We start from the raw sequence: 25,107 nt of genomic DNA, 5'->3' as shown, positions 1-25,107 counted from the left end.
TGGCCGGGGCTGATGACGGTGGGAGCCCGTCGGTTCCGGTGCTGACGAAGTTCCGGCCGCCCGGAACAAGATCTCGATCAACCAGTGACGTGACGCTGTCGATCGGGCATACTCACAGCGCCACAGCTGCAGGTCACCGCCCTCCGCGATCCGGTGGGGGATCATCTGCTGAGCACTGTGCGAACTACCGGCGGCGCCGCCTCACCCTCGCGGGCGCCGTCGCAGCGCCCGACAGGGAGGAGAGCGCCGCCATGACCGAGTACGGCCCCCGGCCGGTGGACCGCAGGCTGCCCACGGAGGAGGCCCGCGATCTGCTGACCTTGGTGCGGGATCTCCTCGACCGTGAGATCAAGCCGGTCGCCGCCGAGCAGGAGGAGGCGGGGCGGTTCCCCCGGGAGACCTTCGACCTACTCTCCGAGTCCGGTCTGCTCTCCCTCCCGTACGCGGAGGAGTTCGGCGGCGGGGAGCAGCCCTACGAGGTGTACCTCCAGGTGCTGGAGGAGCTGGCGGCCGCGCGGCTGACCGTGGGCCTCGGCGTCAGTGTGCACACCCTCGCCTGCCATGCGCTCGCCGCGTTCGGCACCAAGGAGCAGCGCGCCACCCACCTGCCCGCCATGCTCGGCGGTGGCCTCCTCGGCGCCTACTGCCTCTCCGAGCCCGCGTCCGGTTCCGACGCCGCCTCCCTGACCACCCGGGCGGTACGCGACGGGGACACCTGGACCCTGGAGGGCACCAAGGCGTGGATCACCCACGGAGGCGTCGCCGACTTCTACACCGTGCTCGCGCGCACCGGCGACAAGGGCGCCCGCGGCATCACGGCCTTCCTGGTGCCCGGCGACGCGGAAGGGCTGACCGCCGCCGCGCCCGAGCGCAAGATGGGCATGAAGGGCTCGCCCACGGCCCAGCTGCACTTCGACGGCGTACGGATTCCCGACGCCCGCCGTATCGGGGACGAGGGGCAGGGGTTCACCATCGCCCTGTCCGCGCTGGACTCCGGCCGTCTCGGGATCGCCGCCTGCGCGATCGGCATCGCCCAGGCCGCCCTGGACGAGGCGCTGGAGTACACCGCCTCCCGGCAGCAGTTCGGCCGCCCGATCGCCGACTTCCAGGGCCTGCGCTTCATGATCGCCGACATGGCCACCCAGATCGAGGCCGGCCGTTCGCTCTACCTGGCCGCCGCCCGCCTCAAGGACGCCGGCCTGCCGTTCGCGAAGGAAGCGGCGATGGCCAAGCTGTTCTGCACGGATGCCGCGATGCGCGTCACGACGGACGCCGTCCAGCTGCTCGGCGGGTACGGCTACACGCTCGACTTCCCGGCCGAGCGCTACATGCGGGAGGCCAAGGTGCTCCAGATCGTCGAGGGCACCAACCAGATCCAGCGCATGGTCGTCGCGCGGCACCTGGCGGGGCCCGAGTCCCGCTGAGGTGCGTGGCCCGGGGGCACCCGCGGGAACCCGGGGGAAGAGTTTCCTTACGGTGGACGGGCAGGAAGCCGTCCGCCGCCCGGGGCGGCGGGCCTGGCGCTGTGGTGCCGTCACTCGCCTGCCGACGCCAGCTCCTTCATGCCCGTCGCCGTACCGATCGCCACCACCAGTTCCGGCAGCTCGCGCAGCATCCGGCGGGCCACGGAGACCGCTACGGCGGAGGACGCCTCCAGCAGCAGGCCCTGTTCGGCGAGGCGCCGCTGTTCGGCCACGAACTCCTTCTCGGCCACGGCGACGGCCGTGCCGCCGGACCGCCACAGCGCGTCCAGCCCCTGCCAGCACGGGCGTTCCTCGCCGAGTGAGAAGGCGGCGGTGGGGCGGCTCTCCACGCGCGTACGCTCCTGAGCGGCGCGGTCGGCGTGGCGCAGGGCGGCGGTGAAGGGCGCCGCCCCGGCGGGCTCGGCCGCCACCATCCGGGGCGCCGCGGACACCAGACCGGCCGCGGCCAGCTCCCGGAAACCGCGCTCGATCCCGGACAGCAGGTCGGCCCGGCAGGTCGGTACGACCACCGCGCCGATCCGCCGCCCGGCGAAGTCGCGTGCCAGCTCGTACGCCACCGATTTGTAGCCCTCGTCGGCGTACGGATTGCCGCCGGGGGAGGGGGCGGAGAAGCTGGTGAGCGGATACCAGCCGTGTTCCTCGACGGCCCGCGCCATGGCGGCGTTGCGGGCCAGGAAGCCGCCTTCGCAGCGCACCAGTTCGGCGCCCAGCTGATCCATCTGCGCGGCCAGCGCGGGCGGCAGGCCCTCGTCGGTGAAGACCACGCACCGCAGCCCGGCCCGGCCCGCGTAGGCGGCCGCCGCCGCGCCCGCGTTGCCGGACGACGCGGCGACCACGGTGTCGGCGCCGGTCTCCAGCGCGGCCGCCACACCCACCGCCATCGCCCGGTCCTTGTGCGAACCGGTCGGGTTGCCGCCCTCGTACTTGACCCACAACTCGCTGCCGCACTCCGGTGCGAGCCCGTCGCCGAGCGCGGCCGCGTCGGTGCGCAGCCGTATGTTGGGGGTGTCGCCCTCGCCGAGCGTCACCGGCGGGCCGCTGACCGGCAGGGTTTCCGGCCAGCCCCACGGGCCGCCCGGGTACGAGGACAGCTCCAGGCCCTCCAGGTCGGCCAGCGGCGGCATCGCGTTGGCCCCGATGCCCTCCGCCGCGCACCGGGGGCAGCCGGTGAACCCTCTCACCTCCAGGCCGCAGCGCAGGCAGTGCAGGCTGCTCGGGCCCTGTGCGGAGCCGGCCGTCGTCATGGTGCCCCCTCGTTCCGTCACCGTTTCGTCGCCGGTGCCCGCGATGGCTTACGCCTCCCACTGTACGGCGGTGTGTCCGCCGTACAGCGCAACGGGAGGCGCCGTGTCCGCCGGAGCTGGAACCGGAGCCGGATCTGGAACCGGAGCCGGCTCTGGAGCCGGAACCGGATCTGGAGCCGGAACCGTAGCTGGGGCGACCGGAGCGGGCGTTGCTTCCGTGGCGTGGTGCCGGCCGTCCCGGTCCGGGGCCGCCCGGACGGGCACGGGTACGGCCCCCTGCCCGGCCGGACGCCGGTACGGCTATGGTCCCGCGCGTACTCCTGACGTACCGTCAATTCCTTCCGCGGAAACGGTCGCCGCCGAGGCGGAACCGCACGCCCCCGTGGCCACCGGACCGTGCCCGCCCGCGCGTCCAGGAGGTGTCCCGTGACCGACCGGCCGATCGCGCTCGACGAATACCCGGTCCATCAAGTGCCGCTGTCCATGCGGTACGTCGCCACCGGCGACCGCAACGCCTACGACCGCTGCATCTTCCACGTCATGGACCACACCGGCCGCGCGCTGCTCGTCGCCGGCCTCGGTGTCTACCCCAACACCGGTGTCATCGACGCCTACGCCACCTTGCGGCTCGGCGACCGCCTGCACGCCGTACGGGCCTCCGACGCGCTCACCGACGACCGCCTCGCCCTCGCCGTCGGACCGTTGACGATCACCGTCGACCGGCCCCTCGAACGGCTCCGGCTGCACTGCGCCGCCGACCCGGCCGACCCCGACGGCCTCTCCTGCGACCTCGTGTGGCACGCCGCCTTCCCCGCCGTCTGGGAACCGCATCACACCCAGTACCGCGGCGGACGGCTCGTCCTCGAAGGGCGCCGATTCGTCCAGGCGGGAACCTGTACCGGCACCATCCACGCCGGCGGCGAGCGGCTGACCGTCACCGCGGGGGAGTGGACCGGCACCCGGGACCGCAGCTGGGGCGTGCGGCCGATACCCGGCGAGGACGGCGGGCGGGCCGCCGAGGAAGCGCGGCCGGAGGGGTTCCACTGGATCTGGTGCCCGGTCCGCTTCGACGACCGGTTCGTGATGGTCGTCGTCCAGGAGGACGCCGACGGGCACCGAACGCTCAACGAGGCCCTGCTGGTACGCAACGGCACCCACGACGTCCAACTCGGCTGGCCGCACGCCGACATCACCTACCGGCCGGGCACCCGCCACCCCGAGCATGCCGTGCTGCACCTCACCGGCCCGTCGCGCGAACCGCTCGAACTCTCCGCCGAGATCCTCACCTCCTCACCCCTGGCCGTCGGCGCGGGCTACCCGCCCGCCGACGACTGGCAGCACGGCACCTGGCGCGGACGCGGCTGGACCGACCGCCGCACCTACGACCTCGCCGACCCCGCCGCCCATCCGCGGGCGGCCTACGGGGTCACCGACCACGCGGCCCGCTTCACCCTCGACGGCCGTACCGGATACGGGATCTTCGAGCACGGCAGCTTCGGCCGCCACGATCCCAGCGGCTTCACGGGGCACGCCGATGCGGCGGCGGCCGTCGGGGCATCGCCCGATGAGGCACCGGACCGCTCGGAGGGCCCGGCCTCCCCGAAGGAGCGGTCATGAGCGGCGCGTCCCGGCCCCGCACCACCACGCGCGACCCGGGCGAGCTGACCCGGCGGCTGTCGGCGTGGCTGGCCACCCGCCTGCCCGGTGCCCGTGCGGTCTCCGCGACCGTCCCCGCCTCCAACGGCATGTCCAGCGAAACCCTGCTCTTCGACATCGACCACCCCCGTCCGCCCGTCCACTCCTGTGCCTTGCGCCTGGCTGCCGACCCTGCCGCTTACACGGTATTCCCCACCTATGACATGGCCCGTCAGTACCGCACGCTGCGCCTGGTGGCCGAGCACACCGACGTGCCCGTGCCGCGCACGCTGTGGCTGGAAGAAGACCCGGGGCCGCTCGGCGCACCGTTCTTCGTGATGGAGCGCGCCGAGGGCCGCGTACCGCCGGACGTCATGCCCTATACGTACGAGGGGAGTTGGCTGCACGCCGCTACCGACGCGGAGCGCGCGGAACTGGAAGCGGGCACGGTCTCCGTCCTCGCCCGGATCCACGATCAGGTGCCCGTCGGAGAGACGGACTTCCTCGCCCTGCCCGGCAGCGGGAGCGCACTGCGGCGGCACGTGGCGGCCCAGCGGGCGTACTACGCCTGGGTGGTCACCGGACGGGAACCGTCCCCGCTGATCGAGCGCGGCTTCGCCTGGCTCGCCGAGCACTGGCCGACGGAGTCCGAAGAAGCCGACGAGACCGTACTGACCTGGGGCGACGCGCGGATCGGCAACATCGTCTACGACGGTTTCACGCCCGCCGCCGTGCTGGACTGGGAGATGTCCGTACCCGGACCGCGCGAACTCGACCTCGGCTGGATGGTCTATCTGCACCGGTTCTTCCAGGACCTGGCGGAGAGCGGCGGCCAGCGGGGCCTGCCCGGCCTGCTGCGCCGCGACCGGGTCGAGGAACGCTACGCCCGGCTCACCGGCCACACACCGCGCGCCATGGACTTCCACACCCTCTACGCGGCCCTGCGGCACGCCGTCGTCATGCTGCGCGTGGCCTACCGCCAGGTCCATTTCGGCGAGGCGCCCGTACCCGCCGACCCGGACGCGCTGATCATGCACCGGGCCACACTGGAGGCGATGATCGAGGGCCGTTACCGGCGCTGGTGAGGACCGTTACGGGGGGCTGTGACGGGGAGGCCGTTACGGCAGAGAAGCCGTTGCCGGCGGGGGCCGCGTCACGGGGGCGGGCCGGGTCCTCCGGCATTCAGCCTGGACCGTTTGCCCGGTGAACTTGGACGGCCAGGCATGATCACCACATGGAAAAAGCGGAACAGTTGACACGGGCCGCCAAGGACGGCGATGTGGCTGTGGTGGCGCGGTTGTTGAGCGAGGGTGCATGGGTGGGTCCCCCGAACGCGGCCCTGCACACCGCACTGGATCTCGCGGCGGGGGAGGGGCACGCCAAGGTCGTCCGGCTACTGCTCGCGGCGGGGGCGGACCCGCAACAGCAAACAGGTGAGTACGAGGAGACGACGCCTCTGTGCCAGGCAGCGATGCACGGGCACACAGAAGTGGTGAGGGCCCTTCTGGGTGCCGGTGCCGCTCCCTGTGCCCAGGGCAGGCTGGGTTACGTGCCGATAGTGCTGGCAGCGACCTCCGGCGACCACGGTCACCCGCAGACTGTGGACCTGCTCTTGGAGCATGGGGCGGACATCGATGCGGTGATGAAGGGCAGGACGCCACTGGAGTGGGCGGCCCTCTTCGGACAGGTGCAGATGGTGCACCATCTGCTCACTCGCGGCGCAGCACCGACGGGGAAGGCACTGCGGGAGGCACGCCACCGCGCGCAGCGGTTCCCGGAGGCCGCAGAGCGGTACGCGCTCATCATCGATGCCCTGCATGCCGCCGGTGCCGAGGGCTGAACCACCCGCGGTCCAACCTCGCCGGCAAACGGTCCAGGTTCGTTGTCAGCGGACACCGGGAATGGCCCCGCGGCGCTCCGCAAGCGGTGCCGGGACGGCGCGGGAGCGGCCGCCCGCTCCCGCCGGTCGGGCGCGGGCCTCAGGGCCGGCGCATCCGTGGCACCCGCGACGGCCGCGTACCCGGCCCGCCCACGTGCGAGAACGGCTGTCGGCGCCAGTCCAGCCCCTCCGGCAGGTTCAGCAGCACACCGGCGTCCTGCTCCTGGGCCTCCAGCGAGTCGTCCGCCGAGGAGGCGTCGGCCACCGGCCGCCCCGAGCCCTCGCACACCGACAGGCAGAAGGGGTTCCAGGGCGTCGGGCACAGCGCGTGCTCGGGCAGGGTGTCCTCGTCGGCCAGCATCGCGATCGGCTGGGCGCAGTCCGGGCAGGTCACCCGGAAGATCTCCATGGTCTCGAAGGAGTCGTACGGATCGTCCTCGCCGGCGAAGCCGGGACTGTCGCCCTCCTGGGCATCGAGGCCGAGCAGCGCGGATTCGGTCTTCAGACGTCGCATGATGGTCATCCCCCTCGGGTGGGCCGCACGGCCGCCGGCTTCCGATGTCGGGCGGCTCCGGCCAACACGAGCAATTCCCCTCATGCCCCGCGCATAATCGCCGAGCCCCGCGGGATACGGGAGCACGTGTGTGGCATTGGTCACACAAGCCGCGCGAGCGCGTCCACGAACCGGCGTACGGTGCGCACACGCGCCCGAGCACAGTAGGTTGATCGGGTGGAGGAGTTGGACCGACAAATCGTGGATCTGCTCGTCAAGGACGGGCGGATGAGCTACACCGACCTGGGCAAGGCCACCGGCCTGTCCACTTCGGCGGTGCACCAGCGGGTGCGCCGTCTGGAGCAGCGCGGCGTCATTCGCGGCTATGCCGCCATCGTGGACCCGGAGGCGGTGGGGCTGCCGTTGACCGCGTTCATCTCGGTGAAACCCTTCGACCCCAGCGCCCCGGACGACATCGCCGACCGCCTGGCCGAGGTGCCCGAGCTGGAAGCCTGTCACAGCGTCGCGGGCGACGAGAACTACATCCTGAAGGTGCGGGTGGCCACGCCCCTGGAGCTGGAACACCTGCTGACCCGGATCCGCACACTGGCCGGGGTCTCCACCCGGACCACGGTCGTGCTCTCCACGCCGTACGAGGCCCGGCCGCCGCGCATCTGACCTCCGCCCGGCGCGCACCGGCACCCGTCCGGCGCACGCCCCGAGTGTCCCGCCCGGCGCACGGTCAGGGCACTCGAAGCGTGCGCCCCCGGCGTGCGCCGTGTCCGGGCGCTCCGGCGCGCGTGCGCCGTGCGTCGAGATCCCGACCCCGCGCGCGGGCCCGCCGCCCGCAGGGGCCAAACTGTCCGCTATGAGTGAGCGCACCCCCGATCCGGCCCGGCCCCGAACCGTCCTGCTGCGCGGCGGAGAGGTCCACAGTCCCGCCGACCCCTTCGCCACCGCCATGGTGGTCGAGGGCGACAGCATCGCCTGGGTGGGCGAGGAGGGGGCCGCCGACTCCTTCGCCGACGGCGTGGACGAGGTCGTCCACCTCGACGGCGCGCTCGTCACCCCGGCGTTCACGGACGCACACGTGCACACGACGGCCACCGGCCTCGCGCTCACCGGCCTGGACCTGTCCGGAGCCCGCGCGCTCCCCGACGCGCTGGCCCGGGTACGGGAGTACACGGCGGCCCGCCCTGCCGACCGCGTCCTCCTGGGGCACGGCTGGGACGCCACCGCCTGGCCCGAGGACCGGCCGCCGTCCCGCGCCGAGCTGGACGCGGCCACCGGCGGCCGCCCGCTCTACCTGACCCGGGTCGACGTGCACTCCGCGGTCGTCACCACTGCCCTGCTCGACCTCGTACCCGGCATTCGTGACCTGCCCGGATTCCACGCCGAGCAGCCGCTGACGGGCGACGCGCACCACGCCGTGCGGGCCGCCGCGTACGCCACGGTCGCCCCCGCCCAGCGCGACGCCGCCCAGGCCGCGGCGCTCGCGCACGCGGCCTCCCGGGGCATCGGCACCCTCCACGAGTGCGCGGGACCCGACATCTCCAGCGAGGACGACCTCACCGCCCTGCTGGCCCGCGCCGCCCGTGAGCCGGGACCGCGCGTCGTCGGTTACTGGGCCGAAACCGTCACCAACGCAAAGGACGCCGACCGGATCCGCGCCCTCGGCGCGATCGGCGCCGCCGGTGACCTCTTCGCGGACGGCTCCCTCGGCTCGCACACCGCCCACCTGCACGCCCCGTACGCCGACGCCGGCCACACCGGCACCGCCCACCTGGACGCCGACGCCGTCGCCGCCCACGTCGCGGCCTGCACCGAGGCCGGACTCCAGGCCGGGTTCCACGCCATCGGCGACGCCGCGCTGACCGCCGTCACCGACGGCGTGCGGGCCGCCGCCGACCGCGTCGGCCTCGGCCGGATCCGGGCCGCCCGGCACCGCGTCGAGCACGCCGAGATGCTCACCGGGGCCACCGTCGCGGCCTTTGCCGAGTTCGCCCTCACCGCTTCCGTACAGCCCGCCTTCGACGCGGCCTGGGGCGGCGAGGACGGCATGTACGCCACCCGGCTCGGCGCCGAACGCGCCCGCACCCTCAACCCGTACGCCGCGCTGCTGCGGGCCGGCGTCCCGCTCGCCCTGGGCTCCGACAGCCCCGTCACCCCGCTGGACCCGTGGGGCACCGTCCGGGCCGCGGTCTTCCACCGCACCCGCGAGCACGGCATCTCCGCCCGCGCCGCCTTCACCGCGCACACCCGCGGTGGCTGGCGCGCGATCGGCCGCGACGACGCGGGCGTCCTGGTGCCCGGCGCGCCCGCCGACTACGCGGTCTGGCGCACCGGCGACCTCGTCGTACAGGCCCCCGACGAGCGGGTCGAGCGCTGGTCCACCGACCCCCGCTCCGGCACCCCGGGCCTGCCCGACCTGACCCCCGGCCGGGAGCTGCCGGACTGCCTGTGGACGGTGGTCGGCGGTCGCACGGTGTACGGACGGCCGAACGAGTGACTTCACGCGGGCGCGTACCACCGCGGGACGCGCCCGTGGGCGCCTGCCCCACCTGGGAGAGCGGGCGCCGGCCTGGGGCGACGCGAAAACCACGCGGTCCGGGCAACTGTTGACAGCAGACGGTCGGCGGCCGGTAGGTTCGGCCGGGTCCACCACCAGGACGTCAGACCGGGAGACCGCCGCGCAGTCGTCGAACGCAGCTGGGCCATGGGACGTGTGCCGCACCGGCACACCGTCACTGGGAGCCAGGTCCAGCACCTGCGGAACGGGGACGACGGAAAGGTTTCGTCCGGATGGGGGTCCCTCCCTGCTCGTCACGAGCCAGGGGGAAGGTGCGACCCGGGTGGGGCCCGGTTGCTCAGTAGACAACGGCTTTCGGTCGACCCGCAGCCAGCGGGTCCCAGGTCGGCCCGAAGGGCGCCGGGCCCCGATCCGCACCGCTGGGCGGTGCCCGCTCTCTCCCCCCGCCGCGCGCGGGCGGCGCAGCTTATACCCGTCGGCACCCCCGGTCCGCAATCGCGCAACCCCGTTGTACGGTCTGCACACCACCGCATGACCTGCAAGGAAGGCCGCGACCGTGCCCGACACCACCGCACGACCTGCAAGGAAGGCCGGGACCGTGCCATCGGGCTCCGACACCGCCGCACCAGCCGTGCCAGGGCGCGGCCGCCGGTTCGCGGCGCTGGTCCGCCGCGAGGTGCCGCGTACGGCGCTCGCCGTGCTCAGCGGTCTCGCTCTGGCGCTGGCCTTCCCGCCGTACGACCTGTGGCCGCTGTCCCTCGTCGGTGTCGCGGCCCTCGGGCTGCTCACCCGTGGCAGGACGGCCCGTCAGGGTGCCTGGACCGGCTTCGCGTTCGGGCTGCCGTTCTTCTTCATGCTGCTGAAGTGGCTGCACGTCGTCGGCTGGGACGCGGTGTTCGGGCTGGCCCTCGTGCAGGCGCTCTACACGCTTCTGCTCGGTGCGGGCCTCGCCGTCACCTCCCGCGTGAAGTACGCGCCCGTATGGGCCGCCTGTCTGTGGGTCACCGAGGAGTGGGTCCGCGACCGGGTGCCCTTCGGCGGCTTCCCCTGGGGACGGCTCGCCTTCGCCAACACCGGCTCGCCCTTCACCCCGCTCGCGGCCCTGGGCGGCGCGCCGCTGGTGACGTTCGCCGTCGCGCTGAGCGGCGCTCTGCTGGCCGCGGCGGCCGCCGTCCTGTGGCGGCTGCGCCGCGGGCCCGGCAGGTCGGTGCGGGCGGCTCTGCCCGCCGTGGAGGCCGTCGGCCTGGCCGCCGCGGTCACGGTCTCGGGACTCCTGGTCCCGGTGCACACCGACGCGGACGACCGCGTAGACATCGCTGTCGTGCAGGGCAACGTGCAGCGGCCCGGCATGGACTTCCTCGGCCGGCCGATGCAGATTCTGGACAACCACGCCACCGCCACGGAGCAGCTGGCCGCCGACGTGAAGGCGGGCAAGGCCAAGAAGCCGGACCTGGTGATCTGGCCGGAGAACGCCTCGGACCTGGACCCGTTCCGCTACCCGCAGGCGTACGACCGGATCGACGAGGCGGTCAAGGCGATCGGCGTGCCCGTCCTGGTCGGCGCCCTGGTCGACCACCCGGACAAGCCGGGCTACGTCTTCAACCAGGGCATCGTCTGGGACCCGAAGAAGGGCCCCGGCGCCTCGTACACCAAACAGCACCCGGTGCCGTTCGGCGAGTACGTGCCGTTCCGTGAGCAGCTCAGCAAGATCATCACACGGTTCCAGCGGGTGCCGCGCGACTTCTACCCCGGCGACCACACCGGCGTCCTCGACGTCGGGTCCGCCCGCCTCGGCGACGTCATCTGCTTCGAGGTCGCCTACGACGAGATCGTCCACGACACCGTGAACGCGGGCGCCCGCGCCCTCGTCGTCCAGACGAACAACGCCACCTACGGGCGCACCGGACAGCCCGAGCAGCAGCTCGCCATGTCCAAGCTGCGCGCCGTGGAACACGGCCGTGCCGTGGTCACGGCGGCCACCAGCGGCATCAGCGCGGTGGTCGCCCCGGACGGTACGGTCACCCACAAGATCCCGGAGTTCACCCGGGGGGTGCTGCAGGCGAGCCTGCCGCTGCGTGACGAAAAAACCGTGGCCGACCGCGTCGGTGCCCTTCCCGAGTGGGTGCTCGCTATCGTGGGACTTCTGTCCTGCGTGGCCGCGGCAGTGATCGGCCGGCGCGGGCGTACGAAGGACGAGAAGGGGCAGCAGTGACAGACGGCGGTCAGCGGAAGTACGGTCCGCTCGGGACCACCTTGGTGATCATTCCGACCTACAACGAGGCGGAGAACATCAAACCGATCGTCTCGCGGGTACGGACCTCCGTGCCCGAGGCGCACATCCTCGTCGCGGACGACAACAGCCCGGACGGTACGGGCAAGGTCGCCGACGAGCTGGCGGCGGCGGACGATCACGTCCAGGTGCTGCACCGCAAGGGCAAGGAAGGGCTCGGCGCCGCCTACCTGGCGGGCTTCCGCTGGGGCATCGAGCACGGCTTCGGCGTCCTGGTGGAGATGGACGCGGACGGCTCCCACCGCCCCGAGGAGCTGCCGCGGCTGCTCACCGCCCTCAAGGGCGCCGACCTCGTGCTCGGCTCCCGCTGGGTGCCCGGCGGCCGGGTGGTCAACTGGCCCAAGCACCGCGAGTACCTCTCCCGCGGCGGCAGCACGTACTGCCGGGCCATGCTGGAGGTGCCGCTGCGCGACGTCACCGGCGGCTACCGGGCCTTCCGCAAGGAGACCCTGGAAGGGCTCGGCCTGGACGAGGTCTCCTCGCAGGGCTACTGCTTCCAGGTCGACCTGGCGCGCCGTGCCGTCGAGGGCGGCTTCCACGTCGTCGAGGTCCCCATCACCTTCGTCGAACGCGAGCGCGGCGACAGCAAGATGAGCAAGGACATCGTCGTGGAGGCCCTGTGGCGGGTCACCGGCTGGGGAGTCGGCTCCCGGGTCAACAAGCTCCGCGGGCGCTGAGGGGAGCGCCGGGCCCCGGACGGGCCCGGCCCTCGCCGCCGTAGCCGGACAAGGGGCGGCGGGGTGGCTGTCGTTCGCGTGCGCACACGCTAGGCCGGTCGGGCGGAGTCTTCCGGGCCCGGCCGGGCATCATCGCAAGGACCGAGTTTTGCGGTCGCATGATCGGGAAACTCGCGCCATATGGTGCAAATCGGCTACACGATGATGACTGAGCAAGCCGGCCCGCGTGATCTCGTCGACCACGTCGTCCGGGCCGAGGAGACCGGGTTCGACTTCTCGGTGACCTCCGACCACTACGCCCCCTGGCTGGAGTCCCAGGGCCACGCCCCGTACGCCTGGAGCGTGCTGGGCGCCGCGGCGCAGGCCACCTCCCGCATCCCGCTGATGACGTACGTGACCTGCCCGACCGTGCGCTACCACCCGGCGGTCGTCGCGCAGAAGGCCGCGACCATGCAGCTGCTCTCCGGCGGCCGCTTCCGCCTGGGCCTGGGCGCGGGCGAGAACCTCAACGAACACGTCGTCGGACACGGCTGGCCGGGCAAGACCACCCGGCACGAGATGTTCACCGAGGCCCTGGAGATCATCCGGGCGCTCTTCGAGGGCGGCACCGTCAGCTACCACGGCAACCACTTCGACGTGGACTCCGCCAAGCTCTGGGACCTGCCCGACCAGGCCCCGCCGATCGGCGTCGCCGTGTCGGGGGAGCGGTCCTGCGAGATCGCCGGCCGCCTCGGCGACCTGGTCATCGCGACCGAGCCGAAGGGCGAGCTGATCAGCTCCTTCGAGCAGCACGGCGGCCAGGGCAAGCCGCGGGTGGGCCAGCTGCCCATCTGCTACGACCCCGACCGGGACGCCGCGGTACGCCGCGCCCACGACCAGTTCCGCTGGTTCGCCGGCGGCTGGAAGGTCAACTCCGAGCTGCCGGACCCGGCCGGTTTCGCCGGGGCGACCCAGTTCGTCCGGCCGGAGGACGTGGCCGAGACGATTCCCTGCGGCGACAACGTGGACGACTTCGTCGAGGCGGTGCGTCCGTACGCGGAGGCCGGTTTCACGGAGGTCGCCGTGGTCCAGGTCGGCGGCGACCATCAGCGCGAGTTCTTCGACTGGGCGGAGAAGAAGCTGCTGCCCGCGCTGCGGGAGCTGTGACACGGGCTCCGGGCGCGCCGGGAGCCCCGCGGGTCCGATGACCGCGGGGCCCCGGCCGCCCGGCAGGGAGCGCGCCCCTGGGCGCACGGGCCCGCCGCATCAGTCGGCGGGCTCGTCCGGGGTCGGCTCGTCGGTCTGCGTGTCGCGGTCGTGTGCCGCGCCGCGGCGGCCCGTGCCGGAGACGTCGGTGTCGGGCACGTCGGTGTGCTCCGAGCGGTCGTCCCCGTCGTCCGGGCTCCGGCCCTCCCAGGGGTCCGGCGTGCTGCCGTGCGGGTCCGCCTGCTGGTCCGGCAGATCCCGGGGAACGGCGCCGCCGCCCTGCTCCGGTGTCTCGCTGCGCTTGTCCATCGTGTTCGGCCTCCTGGTGAGAAGGGCGGGTAGGGGTTCCGGTACGGGTGCCCGACGGGGGCGGCCACATGCGTTTCCGCGGCGATCAGGACCGCACCGGAACGGCCGCGCGCGGGGGTACGGGCGAGAGGAGACGGCGATGACAGCGGTGACGTCGAAGGAACTGGTCATGGTGCTGGACTGTGCCGACCGAAAGGCGCTGGCGGACTTCTGGAGCCAGGTCCTCGGCTACCGGATCACGCGCACCACACCGCCGTACACCGCCCTGACGGACCCGGAGGGCGGCGGCCCCGAGCTGCTGCTCCAGCAGGTGCCCGAGCCCAAGCAGGGCAAGAACCGGATGCACCTGGACCTGCGGGTGCCCGCCATGGAGCCCGCGCTGAGCAGGGTGGTGGCCCTGGGCGCGCGGGTGCTGCGCGGCCCCTTCGACGACGCGGGCTGTCCGACCACGGTCCTCGCGGACCCGGAGGGCAACGAGTTCTGTCTGATCGTCTTCGAGGACGCGTGACGTGCCGGGAGGCCACCCGCGGGCGGGCGCCGCGGCCGGGGCCAGGCACACTTGAACCATGACGTTCGCAGCCACGCCGCCGCCCCGGTCCCGTCCGCCCCAGCGCTCGCGCGCCCGCCGGTTCGTCCCCTTGGGCATCGCCGCCTGGCTGGTGCTGGAGATCTGGCTGCTGACCCTGGTCGCCGACGCCGCGGGCGGCCTGACGGTGCTTCTGCTCCTGCTGGCCGGTGTGGTCGCCGGCGGATACGTGATCAAGCGGGCGGGCCGGCGGGCCTGGAAGAACCTCACGGAGACCGTGCAGGCGGGCGGGGGCCCCGCGGCCTCCTCGGGCGCGACCGCGAAGCCGGGGGAGCGGACCTCCTCGGACAGCGGGAACACGCTGCCCATGCTCGGCGGACTGCTGCTGATGTTCCCCGGCCTGGTCACCGACGTCGCCGGGCTGCTCTGCCTCTTCCCGCCCACCCGCAAACTGCTCCACCGCCGCGCTGAGCGCCTCCTGACCCGCCAGGCGCGCCGTACGCCGGGCTCGCTCGGCGACGCCTTCCAGCAGGCCCGTATGCACCAGCCGGACGGCAAGGTCGTCCAGGGCGAGGTCGTGCGCGAGGACGAGGGGCCCGCCCCGCGGCGTGAGGACCCGCCGCTGACGCGCTGAGCGCGGTAACTGAGAGCGGCACAGGGCGGATTGAGCGCCCGGACGTACTCCGTGTGTGCGATCCGTCACGCGGTGTGGTGGCGGGGAGGAGTGGACGGAACCCGCAGGGCGTCGGGACATGCGGAAGCCCCGGCCGATCGGGGGGAACCGGCCGGGGCGGTCTGAGGGTGCGGATACCGGTGGCGGTCGCCTCTCGGCGAAAGGCTCCGTGGGGCTTCAGCCGAACGATCGTCCCCACGGGCGAATGGTGAGGCCCGGGGACACTGTCCCACCGGCACCCGCACCCGTTACAGCGTCCCGGCTGCCCGGATGATTCCGCAGGTGGAGGGTGACCTGACGCACACCCGGGGAGGGGCGGGCGGGGCTGCCGACGGTGGGGTGCGGGGCGCGTCGGCGGCCGGGTGCGTACGGGGTCGAGCGGGGTCGGGCGTGTACCGGGGCGGGTGTGTACGCGGAACGGGCCGTACGTGGGCGCAGAAACGGGCCGGGGCCACTGCGTGGTGCAGTGGCCCCGGCCCGTTCGCGCGTCCGTTCGTCAGGCGGACTTGCGATTGTTGTTGTTGTCGCGCGGATGCACGGCAATGTTCATGGTGCCGGAGCGCAGGACGGCCAGCCGTTCGGCCAGCACTTCCTCCAGCTCCTCGCGGGTGCGCCGCTCCATGAGCATGTCCCAGTGCGTACGCGCGGGCTTGCCCTTCTTTTCCTCAGGGCCATCGCCATCCACCAGGAGGGCTTGTGCACCACAAACCTTGCACTCCCACTCGGATGGAATCTCGGCCTCTACCGAGAACGGCATCTCAAAGCGATGTCCGTTCTCGCATGCGTACTCCACCGCCTGGCGCGGGGCCAGGTCGATGCCGCGGTCGGTCTCGTAGCTGGTCACCACAAGTCGCGTGCCGCGAAGAGCTCGCTCACTCATGAATCGTGCCTCCCGGGCTTGTCGCCCACAGGACAGGTGTCGCTGTCGTCGTCATCCGGTCAACGTCCGGTCGGCGGTGAAGATTCCCGTTCACCGGGAGATGTGCCCACTCGTCGCCCACCACCGCCTGATGGAGGCGCTGCGCGCCGCTGCCTTCCTTCGTGCCGCCCCTTGTTGTACCCACCAATGCCCGGTTTGTCACATCTGGCAGCAGATGTCACCCAGCGCTTTCCACAGTTCAGCGCGCAGTAACGGTCCGCCTGGTGAGCCAAAGGCGTACACTACCGGCCCGCAGCCCCCACGCCTAAATCCGGGTCCCCCTCGGCGCGACCGCCCCACTGCGGTAACGGCTCGTCAGGACGGCGCGGACGGCCGTTCCGAGGGGCGGGCCTCACTCCGCGGGCCAGGATCCCCGGGCGGTGAGCACCTCCCGCAGCGCGCCGATGTCGTCGGTCATGATCCCGTCGACACCGAGGTCCAGCAGGGCTGCCATCCGCCGCGGATCATTCACCGTCCACACGTGCACCTGCAAACGCCACGCGTGCGCGGCCCGGATCAGCAGCGGATCGACCACGCGGATGCCGGACTGCCGCTCCGGCACCTGCACACACACCGCGTTGCGCCGGACCGCCGCCCCCAGCAGCCGGTCCAGGGGCACGCCCCGGCCGTACGAGCGCATCCGCAGTCCCAGCACGCCGCGCGTCCCGAGCGAGGTCGCCAGCCGCGGGCCGGCCAGCCGCTGGGCCCGCGCGACACGGGCCTCCGAGAACGAGCCGACACACACCCGGTCCCAGGCGTCCGTACGGCGCAGCAGGTCCAGCAGCGGCCGGAGCGCCGCCTCCGCCTTGATGTCGACGTTCCAGCGCGCCTGCGGGAACTCCTCCAGCAGCTCCTCGAAGAGCGCCAGTGGCTCCCGTCCCGCCACCCGGGCCCGGCGGACGGCCTGCCAGGGGAGCCGGCCGATCGCCCCGCCCCGGTCGGTCACCCGGTCCAGTGTGGCGTCGTGGAAGGCCACGAGCCGGCCGTCCGACGTGGCGTGCACGTCGGTCTCCAGATAGCGGTAGCCGAGCGCCACGGCGCGCCGGAAGGCCGCGGCGGTGTTCTCCAGCCCGTCCGCGGCGCCGCCCCGGTGGGCGAAGGCGAGCGGGGCCGGGTGGTCGAGGTAGGGGTGCCGTACGGGGAACCCGCGGGTGGTCAACTGCTGGGAGCGCATTGGCCAGAGGATATACAGGGCGGGCGGGCCGGCCGACGGTGACCGGCCACGGGCGCGGCCGGCCTTCGGCGCCGCGCCAAGGCGCCGGTGCGACCGCTGCCCGGCCTGCTGCTCCCCGCGGTCCTCAGCGCAGCGTCTCACCCGGAAGATCGAGGATCCGCTCCGCCGCGGTCTCCAGCTGGGCGAGGTCGTGCCGGGGGCTCTCCTCCGGCGGGACCGGTCCGGCATAGCTGGACAGGTACGTGTCCAGGACGACGTACGGCACGCCCAGCTCCGCCAGCGCCTCCAGGTCGGCGCGGACCTGGTCGACCGTGCCGTGGCCCGGCAGCCGGGACTCCGCCACCACCGGCCGTTCCGTGAGGTGCAGCGCGATCCGGGGTGTCACCGCGGGCGTCGGCCGGCCGGCTGCCTCCGCCGCGGCCTCCAGGACCGGCAGCCGCGCACGGATCGCGTCCGCGCCCAGGGTGTACGGATGCCAGGCGTCCCCGAACCGTCCGGCCCGGCGCAGCGCGGCGTCGCTGAGGCCGCCGACCCAGACCGGCGGATGCGGGTCGCGGACCGGTCCGGGCCCGGTGGTGATGTCCGTACAGGCGACGTACTCGCCCTGGAAGGAGACCACCGGCTGCGTCCAGTGCTCCTTGATGCAGGCGAGGTACTCGTCGGTGATCCGGCCGCGGGACGCGTAGTCGACGCCGAGCGCCGCGTACTCCTGCCGCGACCAGCCGAGGCCCACGCCGAACACCAGCCGCCCGCCGCTGAACCGGTCCAGGTTCGCCGTCACGCGCGCCGTCTGCAGCGGGTGGCGGTACGGGAGGACCACGACCGTCGTGCCCAGCTCGATGGTGCTGGTCCGGCCCGCGAGCCAGGCCAGCGTGGTGAACGGGTCGTAGAACGGCGGCGGGAAGGCGCCCGCGACCTCCGGGGGCAGCGTCACATGATCGGAGATCATCGCCAGGTGGTAGCCCAGCTCCTCGGCACCGCGCACCCATGTCTCGATGCTTTCGGGGGTGGTGCCCTCCCCGTAGTTGAGGACGTTGATCCCGATCTTCACAGTCGCTCCCCTCGGTTGCTGCACCCCTCGACGCCGGGCAGCAAAAGGCCAGGTCAGAGGGGTGATTGAGAGGGCGAGCGTAACAGTTGGCGCGGTCGGGGGCGGGGGCGTGAGGTGATAAATCGGTACAAGGGTAAGGGAGTTGCCCTCGGAGGAGCGGCGAAGGGACGGGAGCCCGAGGGGCGGGAGTCCGAGGGGCGGGGGAGTCAGGAGAGCGGCGCGGGCGCGGAGGCGGGAGCCGGCTCGGACGACGCCACCACGCGCCCGCGCTGCCCGCCGATCGTGAAGAAACGCAGCGAGAACTGGGCCAGCGGCCCGATGGCCAGCGCGTACAGCACGGTGCCCACGCCCACCGAGCCCCCGAGGAGGAAGCCGACGGTGAGCACGGCGACCTCGATACACGTCCGCACGAGCCGCAGCGGCCGCCCCGTACGGCGGTGCAGGCCGGTCATCAGCCCGTCCCGCGGGCCGGGCCCGAAGCGGGCGGAGATGTAGAGCCCCGTCGCCATGCCGTTCAGCAGGATCGCGAAGGCGAGCAAGGGGATGCGGACGGCGAGCGTGGTGATCTCCGGTACGAGGCCGAGCGTCGCGTCCATCACCAGGCCGAGCAGCACGGCGTTGGAGACCGTCCCGAGTCCGGGACGCTGCCGCAGCGGGATCCACAGCAGCAGGATCAGCGCGCCCGAGACGATCGTGACGGTGCCGATCGACAGGCCGACGTGCCGGGAGATGCCCTGGTTGAGGACGCTCCACGGCTCCAGGCCGAGCCCGGCACGCAACTGCAGGCCCATGCTGAGGCCGTACAGGACCAGTCCGGTGTAGAGGTGGACGAGGCGGCGCGGCAGCCGCCGGGCGGGCGTGGGGTCCGCGCGGCGTCCGGACGCCGCGTCCACCTCGCTGTCACTCGCGCCCTCCACGGCGCCGGACCTCCGTGTGCTGAACAAGACCTTCCCCCTCCTGGCATGATTGGACTGGCGCGTGACACTCTGTGGCTCGGAGATGATCAGTTTCCAGGGCCAATCCGGGAAAGGTGGACTGCTTACGATGGCGCAGTGGACTTCAGCAGTGGGGGCGTCGCAACTCGCCCGGCTGCTCCGGTCGCAGGACACCCGCGACGCCGTGGCGCCGGCCGGCCGCCGCATCCCCGCCTACCGCGGCCTCGCGGACGGCGTCCGCCTCCTCGTCCTGGAAGGCCGGGTGCCGGTCGCCGCCCGCCTCCCGGCCGAACGCGAACTGGCCGCCGCGCTGTCCGTCAGCCGCACCACCGTCGCCGCGGCCTACGAAGCGCTGCGCGCCGAAGGCTTCCTGGAGTCCCGCCGCGGCTCCGGCAGCTGGACCGCCGTCCCCGCGGGCAACCCGCTGCCCACCCGCGGCCTGGAACCGCTGCCCCCGGAGGCGGCCAGCTCCATGATCGACCTCGGCTGCGCGGCCCTCCCGGCCCCCGAGCCCTGGCTGACGCGCGGCGTGCAGGGCGCCATGGAACACCTCCCGCTGTACGCGCACACCCACGGCGACTACCCGGCCGGCCTCCCGGCCCTGCGCCAGGCGCTCGCCGACCGCTACACCGCCCGCGGCATCCCCACGATGCCCGAACAGATCATGGTCACCACCGGCGCCATGGGCGCGGTGGCCGCCCTCTGCCGGCAGATCACCCGGCCCGGCGAACGGGTCGCGGTCGACTCCCCGTCGTACGCCAACATCCTCCAGCTGATGCGCGACGCCGGCGCCCGGCTCGTCCCCGTCGCCCTCACCGACCGCCTCGCCGGCTGGGACGTCCCGGCCTGGCGCCAGGTCATGCGGGACGCCGCGCCCCGGATGGCGTACGTCGTCGCCGACTTCCACAACCCGACCGGCACCCTCGCCACCGAGGACCAGCGCCGGCGCCTGGTGGACGCCGCCCGCGCCGCCGGTACGGTCCTCGTCGTCGACGAGACCATGGCCGAACTCCGCCTGGACGACGTCGAGATGCCGCGGCCCGTCTGCGCCTTCGACCCGGCGGGCAGCAACGTCATCACGGTCGGCTCCGTCAGCAAGGCGTTCTGGGCGGGGATGCGCATCGGCTGGGTCCGGGCCGCCCCCGACCTCATCCGCAGCCTCGTCGCCGCCCGCGCCTTCGCCGACCTCGGCTCGCCGGTCCTCGAACAGCTCGCCATCGTCTCGCTCCTGGAGGGCGACGGCTGGGAGCAGGCCGTGCGGATCCGCCGCGACCAGGCCCGCGAGAACCGCGACGCGATCGTCGCCGCGCTCCGCCGCCACCTGCCCGACTGGGAGTTCAGTGTGCCCGCCGGTGGCCTCACCCTGTGGGCCCGGACCGGCGGCCTGTCCGGCTCGCGGATCGCGGAGGCGGGGGAGCGGCTCGGCGTACGGGTGCCCTCGGGGCCGCGGTTCGGCGTGGACGGCGCGTTCGAAGGGTTCGTCCGGCTGCCCTTCACCGTCAGCGGAGCCGTGGCCGACGAGGCCGCGTCCCGGCTGGCCGCCGCCGCACAGCACGTGGCGTCCGGGACGGCCGCCGGAGAGGTGGAGACGCCGCACAGCTTCGTGGCGTGAGGGGGCGCGTGCGCGGTCCCCGGGTGTGGTCAGTGGTCGCCTCGTGCCGGTAGGCCGGTCCGTAGCCACTGGTCGAGGGCGGCGAAGTCCGCCTCCCCGAGGCCTCGTCGGGCATCCACGTGATGGAGGAGGGCGCGCCCCGGATGGTGTGCCGCCACGCATGTCCGGTCGGCGTCGGTGATCTCGTCGTCGACCCAGGCGAACGGACGCCCGGCGGCCCAGTCGACAAGGACGCGGGTCTTCCCGTGCACCCGCCCCGCTCCGCCCCCCTCGGACGGCTCCGGCCAGCTCACCACCGGGAGTTCCGGCAGGCCGAGCCACGGTGCGACGCAGTCGTTCGCGTCGGACATCCACGTCGTCGCCCACACCAGCGCGCACGGCAGGGCCGACAGCCGGGGGCCGTGGGCCGGATCGATCCTGCTGAGCAGCGGGTTCGTGCCGGCTCCCCGGGGCTGCCGCCGCCCCGGGCCGTACGTCGGGTACCCGCCGGGAAGCTGTCGCGGGGACGCCCCGAAGGGGATGAGGGGGCCGTCGACGTCGAGGAAGAGGAGGGGAAGCCGGGGATCGATCACGGGGGCACGGTACCGGGACCGCTCCGGCTCCCGCCGGGGCACGGGCGGCCCGGGATGGTGCACCGCGTGGCCCAGTAGGGTCGTGACCATGGACGCGACCCTGCCGTTACTGATCATCATGGGCTTCTTCGCCGCGGCTCTGGGCGGCTGCACGTGGCTGGCCGTGCACATCCGCCGCCGGGGCCTCGCCGGCGGGGCCATGAGCGGGGCCCTGGCCTCGTACGAGGAGGCGTTCCGCGTCACGGCTCACGAGTCGCACCTGGAGATCCGGGCCCAGGCGGAACGTACGGCACCGGCCCTGTCGCCTGACGGCCCCTGGGGACGGAGCCCCGGCGGGAGCGGGGCGGCGAGCGCGGCGGAGGGCCGGTCGTACCAGCGGCGTCCGCGCCGCGTACGGCGGGGAGCCGGCCACTGGGCGGCGCGGCTGAGGCGCGGTCGCTGACCGGCCTGCAAGAAGCTTCAGCTGCCCCGCGCCTGGCGAAGCTCAGCCCTCCGCGCGCCCCGCGTCGACCGTACGGTGTGCCGGCGCCGGCCCGGACGGCTCGGTGACCGCCTCGGAGCCGGCCGGCGCGGCCGGGCCGACGGCGCCGAACAGGACGTCGACCCCGACGGCACCACCCGCGACGGTTCCGCCCTCCGCGCCCGCGACGACACCATCCGTCCCGCCCGTGACGGTGTTGTCCATCCCGCCGGTGACGGCGCTGTCCACCCCGCCCGCGACGGTTTCGTCCGTCCCGTCCGCGGCGTCCGCCCTGGCCAGGCCGGCTGCCGCGCTCAGGTCTTCGGTCGCGTCCTCCTCCACCGAGGCCGCCGGTTCCGGAAGCAGGTCCAGTACGGCCTGCCGGTGCGCCTCGCTCGTGGCGTCGTCGTACGGGTCGGGTGTGGCCGGGACCTGGAGGCGGAGCACCGGTCCGGTGCCCAGCCGCGCGTAGCCGCGCCCCGGCGGTACGTCGGCAGCTGGTGTGGTGTGCGGCGGCGCGCCGAGTACCGCCTGCACGTCCTCCGGCGTGGCCGGTCCCAGTACGACCCTGGCCCGCGTGTGCGTCAGCACCGGCTCGCTCAGCAGCCCGGCACTGTCGAGCTGGTCGGCCACCACCACCGTGACGTAGGCCGCCCGGCCGTGCCGCAACGGCACGTGCAGCAGGTTCTGCGGGTCGTCCCGCCCCTCGGCCACCGCGAGATGGGCCAGCGCGGAGGGCCGGTCCAAAATGATCCACAGCGGCCAGCGGATGTCGTCCGGGGCCTGCCGCCCGGCCTGCCGCGCCCGGTTGGCGGTGATCAGCCGCCGCTCGGTCTCGTGCGCCGCCCACTCCAGCGTCGCCAGCGCGCCCGACAGCCCGGACTCGACGCCCATGACACCGGTCCGTCCCGCCAGACACGCGTACTCGCCGGTCCCGCCGCCGTCGATCACCAGGACGTCGCCGTACGGCAGGGCCTGCAGCGCGATGGACCGCAGCAGTGTCGTGGTGCCGGCCCCCGGCTGCCCCAGCACGAGCAGGTGCGGCTCGGTCGAGCGCAGACCGGTCCGCCACACGACGGGCGGCACGTCCCGGGTCTCGTCACCGGCCTCCACCGGCAGCGTCCGCTGGACGGCTTCGGGGTCGGTGAACCCGAGGACGGTCTCGCCGTGCGTCGTCACGAACCGCTGCGCCGCGATGTCGGCCGGCAGCGGCGGCAGCACCGCCAGCGTCAGCTGGTTCGACTCCTCGTCCCACGCGAAGCGGTACTCCCTGCCGCGCCCCGACTTGGCGTACAGCACCTGCTCGATACGGGCCCGGGACGCCGCGTCGCCGTCGGTGAAGTACGCCGGGTAGCGCAGCGTCAGCCGGGCCGGGCGCCCGGCCTCGTCGAAGGCGTACTCGGTGAAGGCGCTCTCCCAGTCCCCGTCGTGGGCGTACAGGGGGCTGGGATCACCCTCGATCGCGAAGTACGGCACCAGCGCCTCGTACAGCGCTTGCAGGCGGCCGGTCTCCGCCTCCCCCGGACCGGCGGCGGGCTCCTCGGCCGGCTGCTCCCGGCCCGCCCACGCCGCCGCTGCCATCACCGTGACCAGCGCGAGCACGGGCCCGTACGGGACGAGCGCCACGGCCAGGACGCTGCCGGCGGCGACGAACAGCAGGGAGCCGCGCCGCTCCTTGGGCGTGGCGGACCAGCGCCGGCGTCCGGCGGCCAGCAGCCGGCGCAGCCCGCGGCTGATGGTGATCAGCGGATGGAACACGTCGGCCGCGCCGTCCGCCGCGGTCCGCGCGAACTCGCGCCCGCGCGCGATCGGCGCACTGTCGGTCAGGATGCGGGGCAGTGGACGCCGGGCCACATCATCTCCTGGGGGATCGTGCGGTAGCCGCTCCACCCTCCGGGGACCGCGGGCGACCGGATGCCGCCCGCCAGGCGGGGCGCAAGGGGGAAGAGGACCGGAGGTCAGAGTTTGATGCCGCCCAGGAGGTTGGCCAGGCTCGCCCCGCCGGCCTTGATGCTCGGGGCGATCGCGGAACCCGCGAGGTAGAAGCCGAACAGGGCGCAGACCAGGGCGTGGGACACCTTGAGCCCGTCCTTGCGGAAGAACAGGAAGACGATGATGCCGAGCAGAACGACGCCGGAGATGGACAGAATCATGGAGTTCTCTCCTCGGTGGTGGGGACGGTCACCTTCAGTCCTTCCAGCCTCACAGCACGTATCAAGCCGCAAAAAGCTGCGAACGGGTGATTCACCGGCGAAACCCCCCGGCCGGCGCAACACAACTGCCCGGATGGCCCTCAGGGACCGCATAATTGCAGGTCAGGTCGCTAGTGGCGGGAGCCGCAGAAAGCCCGGCGGACGAGGCCGTCCGGTGGGCGCGGGGGCGCGGGCCCGGGGCGCGCGGTGGTGCGGTTCCGGGCCGGGCGGCGGATCTGGCACCGTGGGGGCAGCGGCGGCCGGTGACCGCCGCGCCGGACCGCAGGAGCTCTTGTGCCAGCTGTGCTCTCCGCGCTGTTCGCCCTGCTGACGGCCGTGGCCAACGCCACGGGCACCGTGCTCCAGCGGATCGCGGCACGCAAGGTGCCGCCGGGCGACGCCTTCAGCGTCCGGCTCTTCCGGCATCTGCTGCGCAGCCCGGCGTGGCTGGGTGGGATCGCCGTCATCGTCGGCGCCGCGGCGTGCCAGGCCCTGGCGCTGACGCTGGGTTCGCTGTCACTGGTGCAGCCCATCCTTGTCACCGAGCTCCCGTTCACGCTGCTCATCGCCAGTGCGGTGGCACGGCGGCGGCTGCCCGCGGCCGGCTGGGCGGCCTCGGTCGCGGTGGCCGCCGGGCTCGGGCTGGGGCTGGCCGCGGCGGCACCGCACGGCGGCGGCACCGACGTACCCGCCGGGAAGTGGGTGCTGACGCTGCTCGTCTCCGGGGGCGTCATGGCCGCCTGCGTGGTGGCCGCCCTGCCGAGGCCCCGCGGCAAGGCCCGTGCGGCCCTGTTCAGCTCCGCCTCCGCGATCGGGTACGCCTTGACCGCGACGCTGATGAAGGCGGCGACCGACATCTTCGCCCGGCACGGGCCCGGCGCGTTCTTCGCCAGTTGGCAGACGTACGCCTTCGTCGCGGCGGGCGGGTGCGCGCTGTTCCTGCTCGCCAACGCCATGGAGTCCGGCCCGCTGGTGGCGTCGCAGCCCGCACTCACCTTGGGCGAGGCGCTGGTCAGCCTGGCCCTCGGGATGGTGGTGTACGGGGAGCGGGTGCGCACCGGCTGGTGGCTGGTCCTCGAAGGGGTCGCGGCGGTCATGGTCACGTGGGGTGTCGTGGTGCTGCCCCGCGCTGACACGGAAGGGGCGGAGGACGAGGAAGGAAAGGGAGTTGAGGAGGGGGAGGGGGGCGAGGGGAAGGGCGGGGTGTCCGCCGGGCGGCCCGGCAACTGACCGGCGCCCGGGGGCTCGCGGAGAAAAACGGTGTCGT

Annotated in this window: 24 protein-coding genes; 14 read left to right on the top strand and 10 right to left on the bottom strand. The window is 73.5% G+C overall.

Going from position 1 to position 25,107, the window contains the following annotated elements; all coding sequences use genetic code 11:
* Window positions 1-251 precede the first annotated feature (251 nt).
* Window positions 252-1,424, top strand: coding sequence for an acyl-CoA dehydrogenase family protein (locus JXZ78_RS00930; protein ID WP_030019601.1), 1,173 nt, complete (start codon window positions 252-254; stop codon window positions 1,422-1,424).
* Window positions 1,425-1,534: 110 nt separating this feature from the next.
* Here the strand turns inward: JXZ78_RS00930 and JXZ78_RS00925 are convergent, their stop codons facing one another.
* Window positions 1,535-2,728 carry a pyridoxal-phosphate dependent enzyme gene (locus JXZ78_RS00925; RefSeq protein WP_030019602.1) on the bottom strand — a complete coding sequence of 398 codons (1,194 nt, stop codon included), beginning with the start codon at window positions 2,726-2,728 and terminating at the stop codon, window positions 1,535-1,537.
* A gap of 426 nt (window positions 2,729-3,154) precedes the next feature.
* Between JXZ78_RS00925 and JXZ78_RS00920 the strand changes: the two genes are divergently transcribed.
* The 3 genes from JXZ78_RS00920 (at window position 3,155) to JXZ78_RS00910 (ending at window position 6,203) form a co-directional block, all read left to right on the top strand.
* Complete coding sequence (locus JXZ78_RS00920; RefSeq protein WP_030019603.1) at window positions 3,155-4,345, top strand: Rv3169 family protein; 1,191 nt, start codon at window positions 3,155-3,157, stop codon at window positions 4,343-4,345.
* Window positions 4,342-5,448 (top strand): phosphotransferase family protein, encoded by a 1,107-nt coding sequence (locus JXZ78_RS00915; protein WP_030019604.1) that lies wholly within the window; start codon window positions 4,342-4,344, stop codon window positions 5,446-5,448. Before JXZ78_RS00920 ends, JXZ78_RS00915 begins: the two co-directional genes overlap by 4 nt.
* A 149-nt stretch (window positions 5,449-5,597) precedes the next feature.
* A complete protein-coding gene (locus JXZ78_RS00910) occupies window positions 5,598-6,203 on the top strand; it encodes an ankyrin repeat domain-containing protein (protein WP_030019605.1) in 606 nt (201 codons plus the stop codon).
* Between the two features lie 139 nt (window positions 6,204-6,342).
* Here the strand turns inward: JXZ78_RS00910 and JXZ78_RS00905 are convergent, their stop codons facing one another.
* On the bottom strand, window positions 6,343-6,765 hold the full coding sequence (locus tag JXZ78_RS00905) for a hypothetical protein (RefSeq protein ID WP_030019606.1): 423 nt from the start codon (window positions 6,763-6,765) through the stop codon (window positions 6,343-6,345).
* Between the two features lie 207 nt (window positions 6,766-6,972).
* Between JXZ78_RS00905 and JXZ78_RS00900 the strand changes: the two genes are divergently transcribed.
* From JXZ78_RS00900 to JXZ78_RS00880, 5 genes are all read left to right on the top strand, one after another.
* Window positions 6,973-7,413: an Lrp/AsnC family transcriptional regulator gene (locus JXZ78_RS00900; RefSeq protein ID WP_026170119.1), complete on the top strand. Its 441-nt coding sequence runs from the start codon at window positions 6,973-6,975 to the stop codon at window positions 7,411-7,413.
* Window positions 7,414-7,603: 190 nt separating this feature from the next.
* The gene (locus JXZ78_RS00895) at window positions 7,604-9,244 is read left to right on the top strand and encodes an amidohydrolase (RefSeq protein ID WP_030019607.1); all 1,641 of its coding nucleotides are present in this window, start codon (window positions 7,604-7,606) and stop codon (window positions 9,242-9,244) included.
* Window positions 9,245-9,863: 619 nt separating this feature from the next.
* Window positions 9,864-11,477, top strand: a complete 1,614-nt coding sequence (lnt, locus tag JXZ78_RS00890) for an apolipoprotein N-acyltransferase (RefSeq protein WP_030019608.1) — start codon at window positions 9,864-9,866, stop codon at window positions 11,475-11,477.
* Window positions 11,474-12,232 carry a polyprenol monophosphomannose synthase gene (locus JXZ78_RS00885; protein ID WP_030019609.1) on the top strand — a complete coding sequence of 253 codons (759 nt, stop codon included), beginning with the start codon at window positions 11,474-11,476 and terminating at the stop codon, window positions 12,230-12,232. Before lnt ends, JXZ78_RS00885 begins: the two co-directional genes overlap by 4 nt.
* 180 nt (window positions 12,233-12,412) lie before the next feature.
* Complete coding sequence (locus JXZ78_RS00880; RefSeq protein ID WP_030019610.1) at window positions 12,413-13,378, top strand: LLM class F420-dependent oxidoreductase; 966 nt, start codon at window positions 12,413-12,415, stop codon at window positions 13,376-13,378.
* 99 nt (window positions 13,379-13,477) lie between these two features.
* Here JXZ78_RS00880 and JXZ78_RS00875 read toward each other — a convergent pair whose 3' ends face one another.
* Window positions 13,478-13,726, bottom strand: a complete 249-nt coding sequence (locus JXZ78_RS00875; protein ID WP_030019611.1) for a hypothetical protein — start codon at window positions 13,724-13,726, stop codon at window positions 13,478-13,480.
* 139 nt (window positions 13,727-13,865) lie between these two features.
* Between JXZ78_RS00875 and JXZ78_RS00870 the strand changes: the two genes are divergently transcribed.
* The gene (locus tag JXZ78_RS00870) at window positions 13,866-14,234 is read left to right on the top strand and encodes a VOC family protein (RefSeq protein ID WP_030019612.1); all 369 of its coding nucleotides are present in this window, start codon (window positions 13,866-13,868) and stop codon (window positions 14,232-14,234) included.
* Between the two features lie 58 nt (window positions 14,235-14,292).
* Window positions 14,293-14,886 carry an FxsA family membrane protein gene (gene fxsA / locus JXZ78_RS00865; RefSeq protein WP_030019613.1) on the top strand — a complete coding sequence of 198 codons (594 nt, stop codon included), beginning with the start codon at window positions 14,293-14,295 and terminating at the stop codon, window positions 14,884-14,886.
* Between the two features lie 535 nt (window positions 14,887-15,421).
* On the opposite strand, the gene JXZ78_RS00860 is transcribed toward fxsA, so the two are convergent.
* From JXZ78_RS00860 to yczE, 4 genes are all read right to left on the bottom strand, one after another.
* Window positions 15,422-15,805, bottom strand: a complete 384-nt coding sequence (locus JXZ78_RS00860) for an RNA polymerase-binding protein RbpA (RefSeq protein WP_030019614.1) — start codon at window positions 15,803-15,805, stop codon at window positions 15,422-15,424.
* Between the two features lie 391 nt (window positions 15,806-16,196).
* Entirely contained in the window at window positions 16,197-17,018 is an 822-nt protein-coding gene (locus JXZ78_RS00855) for a glycerophosphodiester phosphodiesterase family protein (protein ID WP_050502364.1), read from the bottom strand.
* Between the two features lie 124 nt (window positions 17,019-17,142).
* Window positions 17,143-18,069: an LLM class F420-dependent oxidoreductase gene (locus JXZ78_RS00850; protein WP_030019616.1), complete on the bottom strand. Its 927-nt coding sequence runs from the start codon at window positions 18,067-18,069 to the stop codon at window positions 17,143-17,145.
* A gap of 206 nt (window positions 18,070-18,275) precedes the next feature.
* Entirely contained in the window at window positions 18,276-18,962 is a 687-nt protein-coding gene (yczE, locus tag JXZ78_RS00845) for a membrane protein YczE (protein WP_033037491.1), read from the bottom strand.
* Window positions 18,963-19,113: 151 nt separating this feature from the next.
* On the opposite strand from yczE, the gene JXZ78_RS00840 reads away from it, so the two are divergent.
* Entirely contained in the window at window positions 19,114-20,616 is a 1,503-nt protein-coding gene (locus JXZ78_RS00840) for an SCO1417 family PLP biosynthesis transcription factor (RefSeq protein ID WP_030019618.1), read from the top strand.
* A gap of 29 nt (window positions 20,617-20,645) precedes the next feature.
* Here JXZ78_RS00840 and JXZ78_RS00835 read toward each other — a convergent pair whose 3' ends face one another.
* Window positions 20,646-21,188: an HAD domain-containing protein gene (locus JXZ78_RS00835; protein ID WP_372498382.1), complete on the bottom strand. Its 543-nt coding sequence runs from the start codon at window positions 21,186-21,188 to the stop codon at window positions 20,646-20,648.
* Window positions 21,189-21,276: 88 nt separating this feature from the next.
* On the opposite strand from JXZ78_RS00835, the gene JXZ78_RS00830 reads away from it, so the two are divergent.
* On the top strand, window positions 21,277-21,630 hold the full coding sequence (locus tag JXZ78_RS00830) for a hypothetical protein (protein WP_050502365.1): 354 nt from the start codon (window positions 21,277-21,279) through the stop codon (window positions 21,628-21,630).
* Window positions 21,631-21,672: 42 nt separating this feature from the next.
* Here the strand turns inward: JXZ78_RS00830 and JXZ78_RS00825 are convergent, their stop codons facing one another.
* Both JXZ78_RS00825 and JXZ78_RS00820 read right to left on the bottom strand, forming a co-directional pair.
* Complete coding sequence (locus JXZ78_RS00825) at window positions 21,673-23,502, bottom strand: ABC transporter ATP-binding protein (protein WP_238782593.1); 1,830 nt, start codon at window positions 23,500-23,502, stop codon at window positions 21,673-21,675.
* A 104-nt stretch (window positions 23,503-23,606) separates the two neighbouring features.
* The gene (locus tag JXZ78_RS00820; RefSeq protein WP_030019622.1) at window positions 23,607-23,801 is read right to left on the bottom strand and encodes a hypothetical protein; all 195 of its coding nucleotides are present in this window, start codon (window positions 23,799-23,801) and stop codon (window positions 23,607-23,609) included.
* A 333-nt stretch (window positions 23,802-24,134) separates the two neighbouring features.
* Here JXZ78_RS00820 and JXZ78_RS00815 point away from each other — a divergent pair, with 333 nt between their 5' ends.
* The gene (locus JXZ78_RS00815) at window positions 24,135-25,070 is read left to right on the top strand and encodes a DMT family transporter (protein ID WP_050502366.1); all 936 of its coding nucleotides are present in this window, start codon (window positions 24,135-24,137) and stop codon (window positions 25,068-25,070) included.
* Window positions 25,071-25,107 lie beyond the last annotated feature (37 nt).

The sequence above is a fragment of the Streptomyces monomycini genome (assembly GCF_022271435.1).
In the GTDB taxonomy this organism is placed as follows: Bacteria; Actinomycetota; Actinomycetes; order Streptomycetales; family Streptomycetaceae; genus Streptomyces; species Streptomyces monomycini.
Note: the sequence above shows the minus strand (reverse complement) of the source record. Positions and strands in the feature narration are given on the sequence as shown.

Coding starts and splice junctions, on each gene's coding strand:
- JXZ78_RS00905 (WP_030019606.1), bottom strand. CDS start 6,765: ATGACCATCATGCGACGTCTGAAGACCGAATCCGCGCTGCTCGGCCTC.
- JXZ78_RS00910 (WP_030019605.1), top strand. CDS start 5,598: ATGGAAAAAGCGGAACAGTTGACACGGGCCGCCAAGGACGGCGATGTG.
- JXZ78_RS00860 (WP_030019614.1), bottom strand. CDS start 15,805: ATGAGTGAGCGAGCTCTTCGCGGCACGCGACTTGTGGTGACCAGCTAC.
- JXZ78_RS00915 (WP_030019604.1), top strand. CDS start 4,342: ATGAGCGGCGCGTCCCGGCCCCGCACCACCACGCGCGACCCGGGCGAG.
- JXZ78_RS00895 (WP_030019607.1), top strand. CDS start 7,604: ATGAGTGAGCGCACCCCCGATCCGGCCCGGCCCCGAACCGTCCTGCTG.
- JXZ78_RS00855 (WP_050502364.1), bottom strand. CDS start 17,018: ATGCGCTCCCAGCAGTTGACCACCCGCGGGTTCCCCGTACGGCACCCC.
- JXZ78_RS00925 (WP_030019602.1), bottom strand. CDS start 2,728: ATGACGACGGCCGGCTCCGCACAGGGCCCGAGCAGCCTGCACTGCCTG.
- JXZ78_RS00875 (WP_030019611.1), bottom strand. CDS start 13,726: ATGGACAAGCGCAGCGAGACACCGGAGCAGGGCGGCGGCGCCGTTCCC.
- JXZ78_RS00830 (WP_050502365.1), top strand. CDS start 21,277: ATGGACGCGACCCTGCCGTTACTGATCATCATGGGCTTCTTCGCCGCG.
- JXZ78_RS00870 (WP_030019612.1), top strand. CDS start 13,866: ATGACAGCGGTGACGTCGAAGGAACTGGTCATGGTGCTGGACTGTGCC.
- fxsA (WP_030019613.1), top strand. CDS start 14,293: ATGACGTTCGCAGCCACGCCGCCGCCCCGGTCCCGTCCGCCCCAGCGC.
- JXZ78_RS00880 (WP_030019610.1), top strand. CDS start 12,413: ATGGTGCAAATCGGCTACACGATGATGACTGAGCAAGCCGGCCCGCGT.
- JXZ78_RS00820 (WP_030019622.1), bottom strand. CDS start 23,801: ATGATTCTGTCCATCTCCGGCGTCGTTCTGCTCGGCATCATCGTCTTC.
- JXZ78_RS00930 (WP_030019601.1), top strand. CDS start 252: ATGACCGAGTACGGCCCCCGGCCGGTGGACCGCAGGCTGCCCACGGAG.
- JXZ78_RS00840 (WP_030019618.1), top strand. CDS start 19,114: ATGGCGCAGTGGACTTCAGCAGTGGGGGCGTCGCAACTCGCCCGGCTG.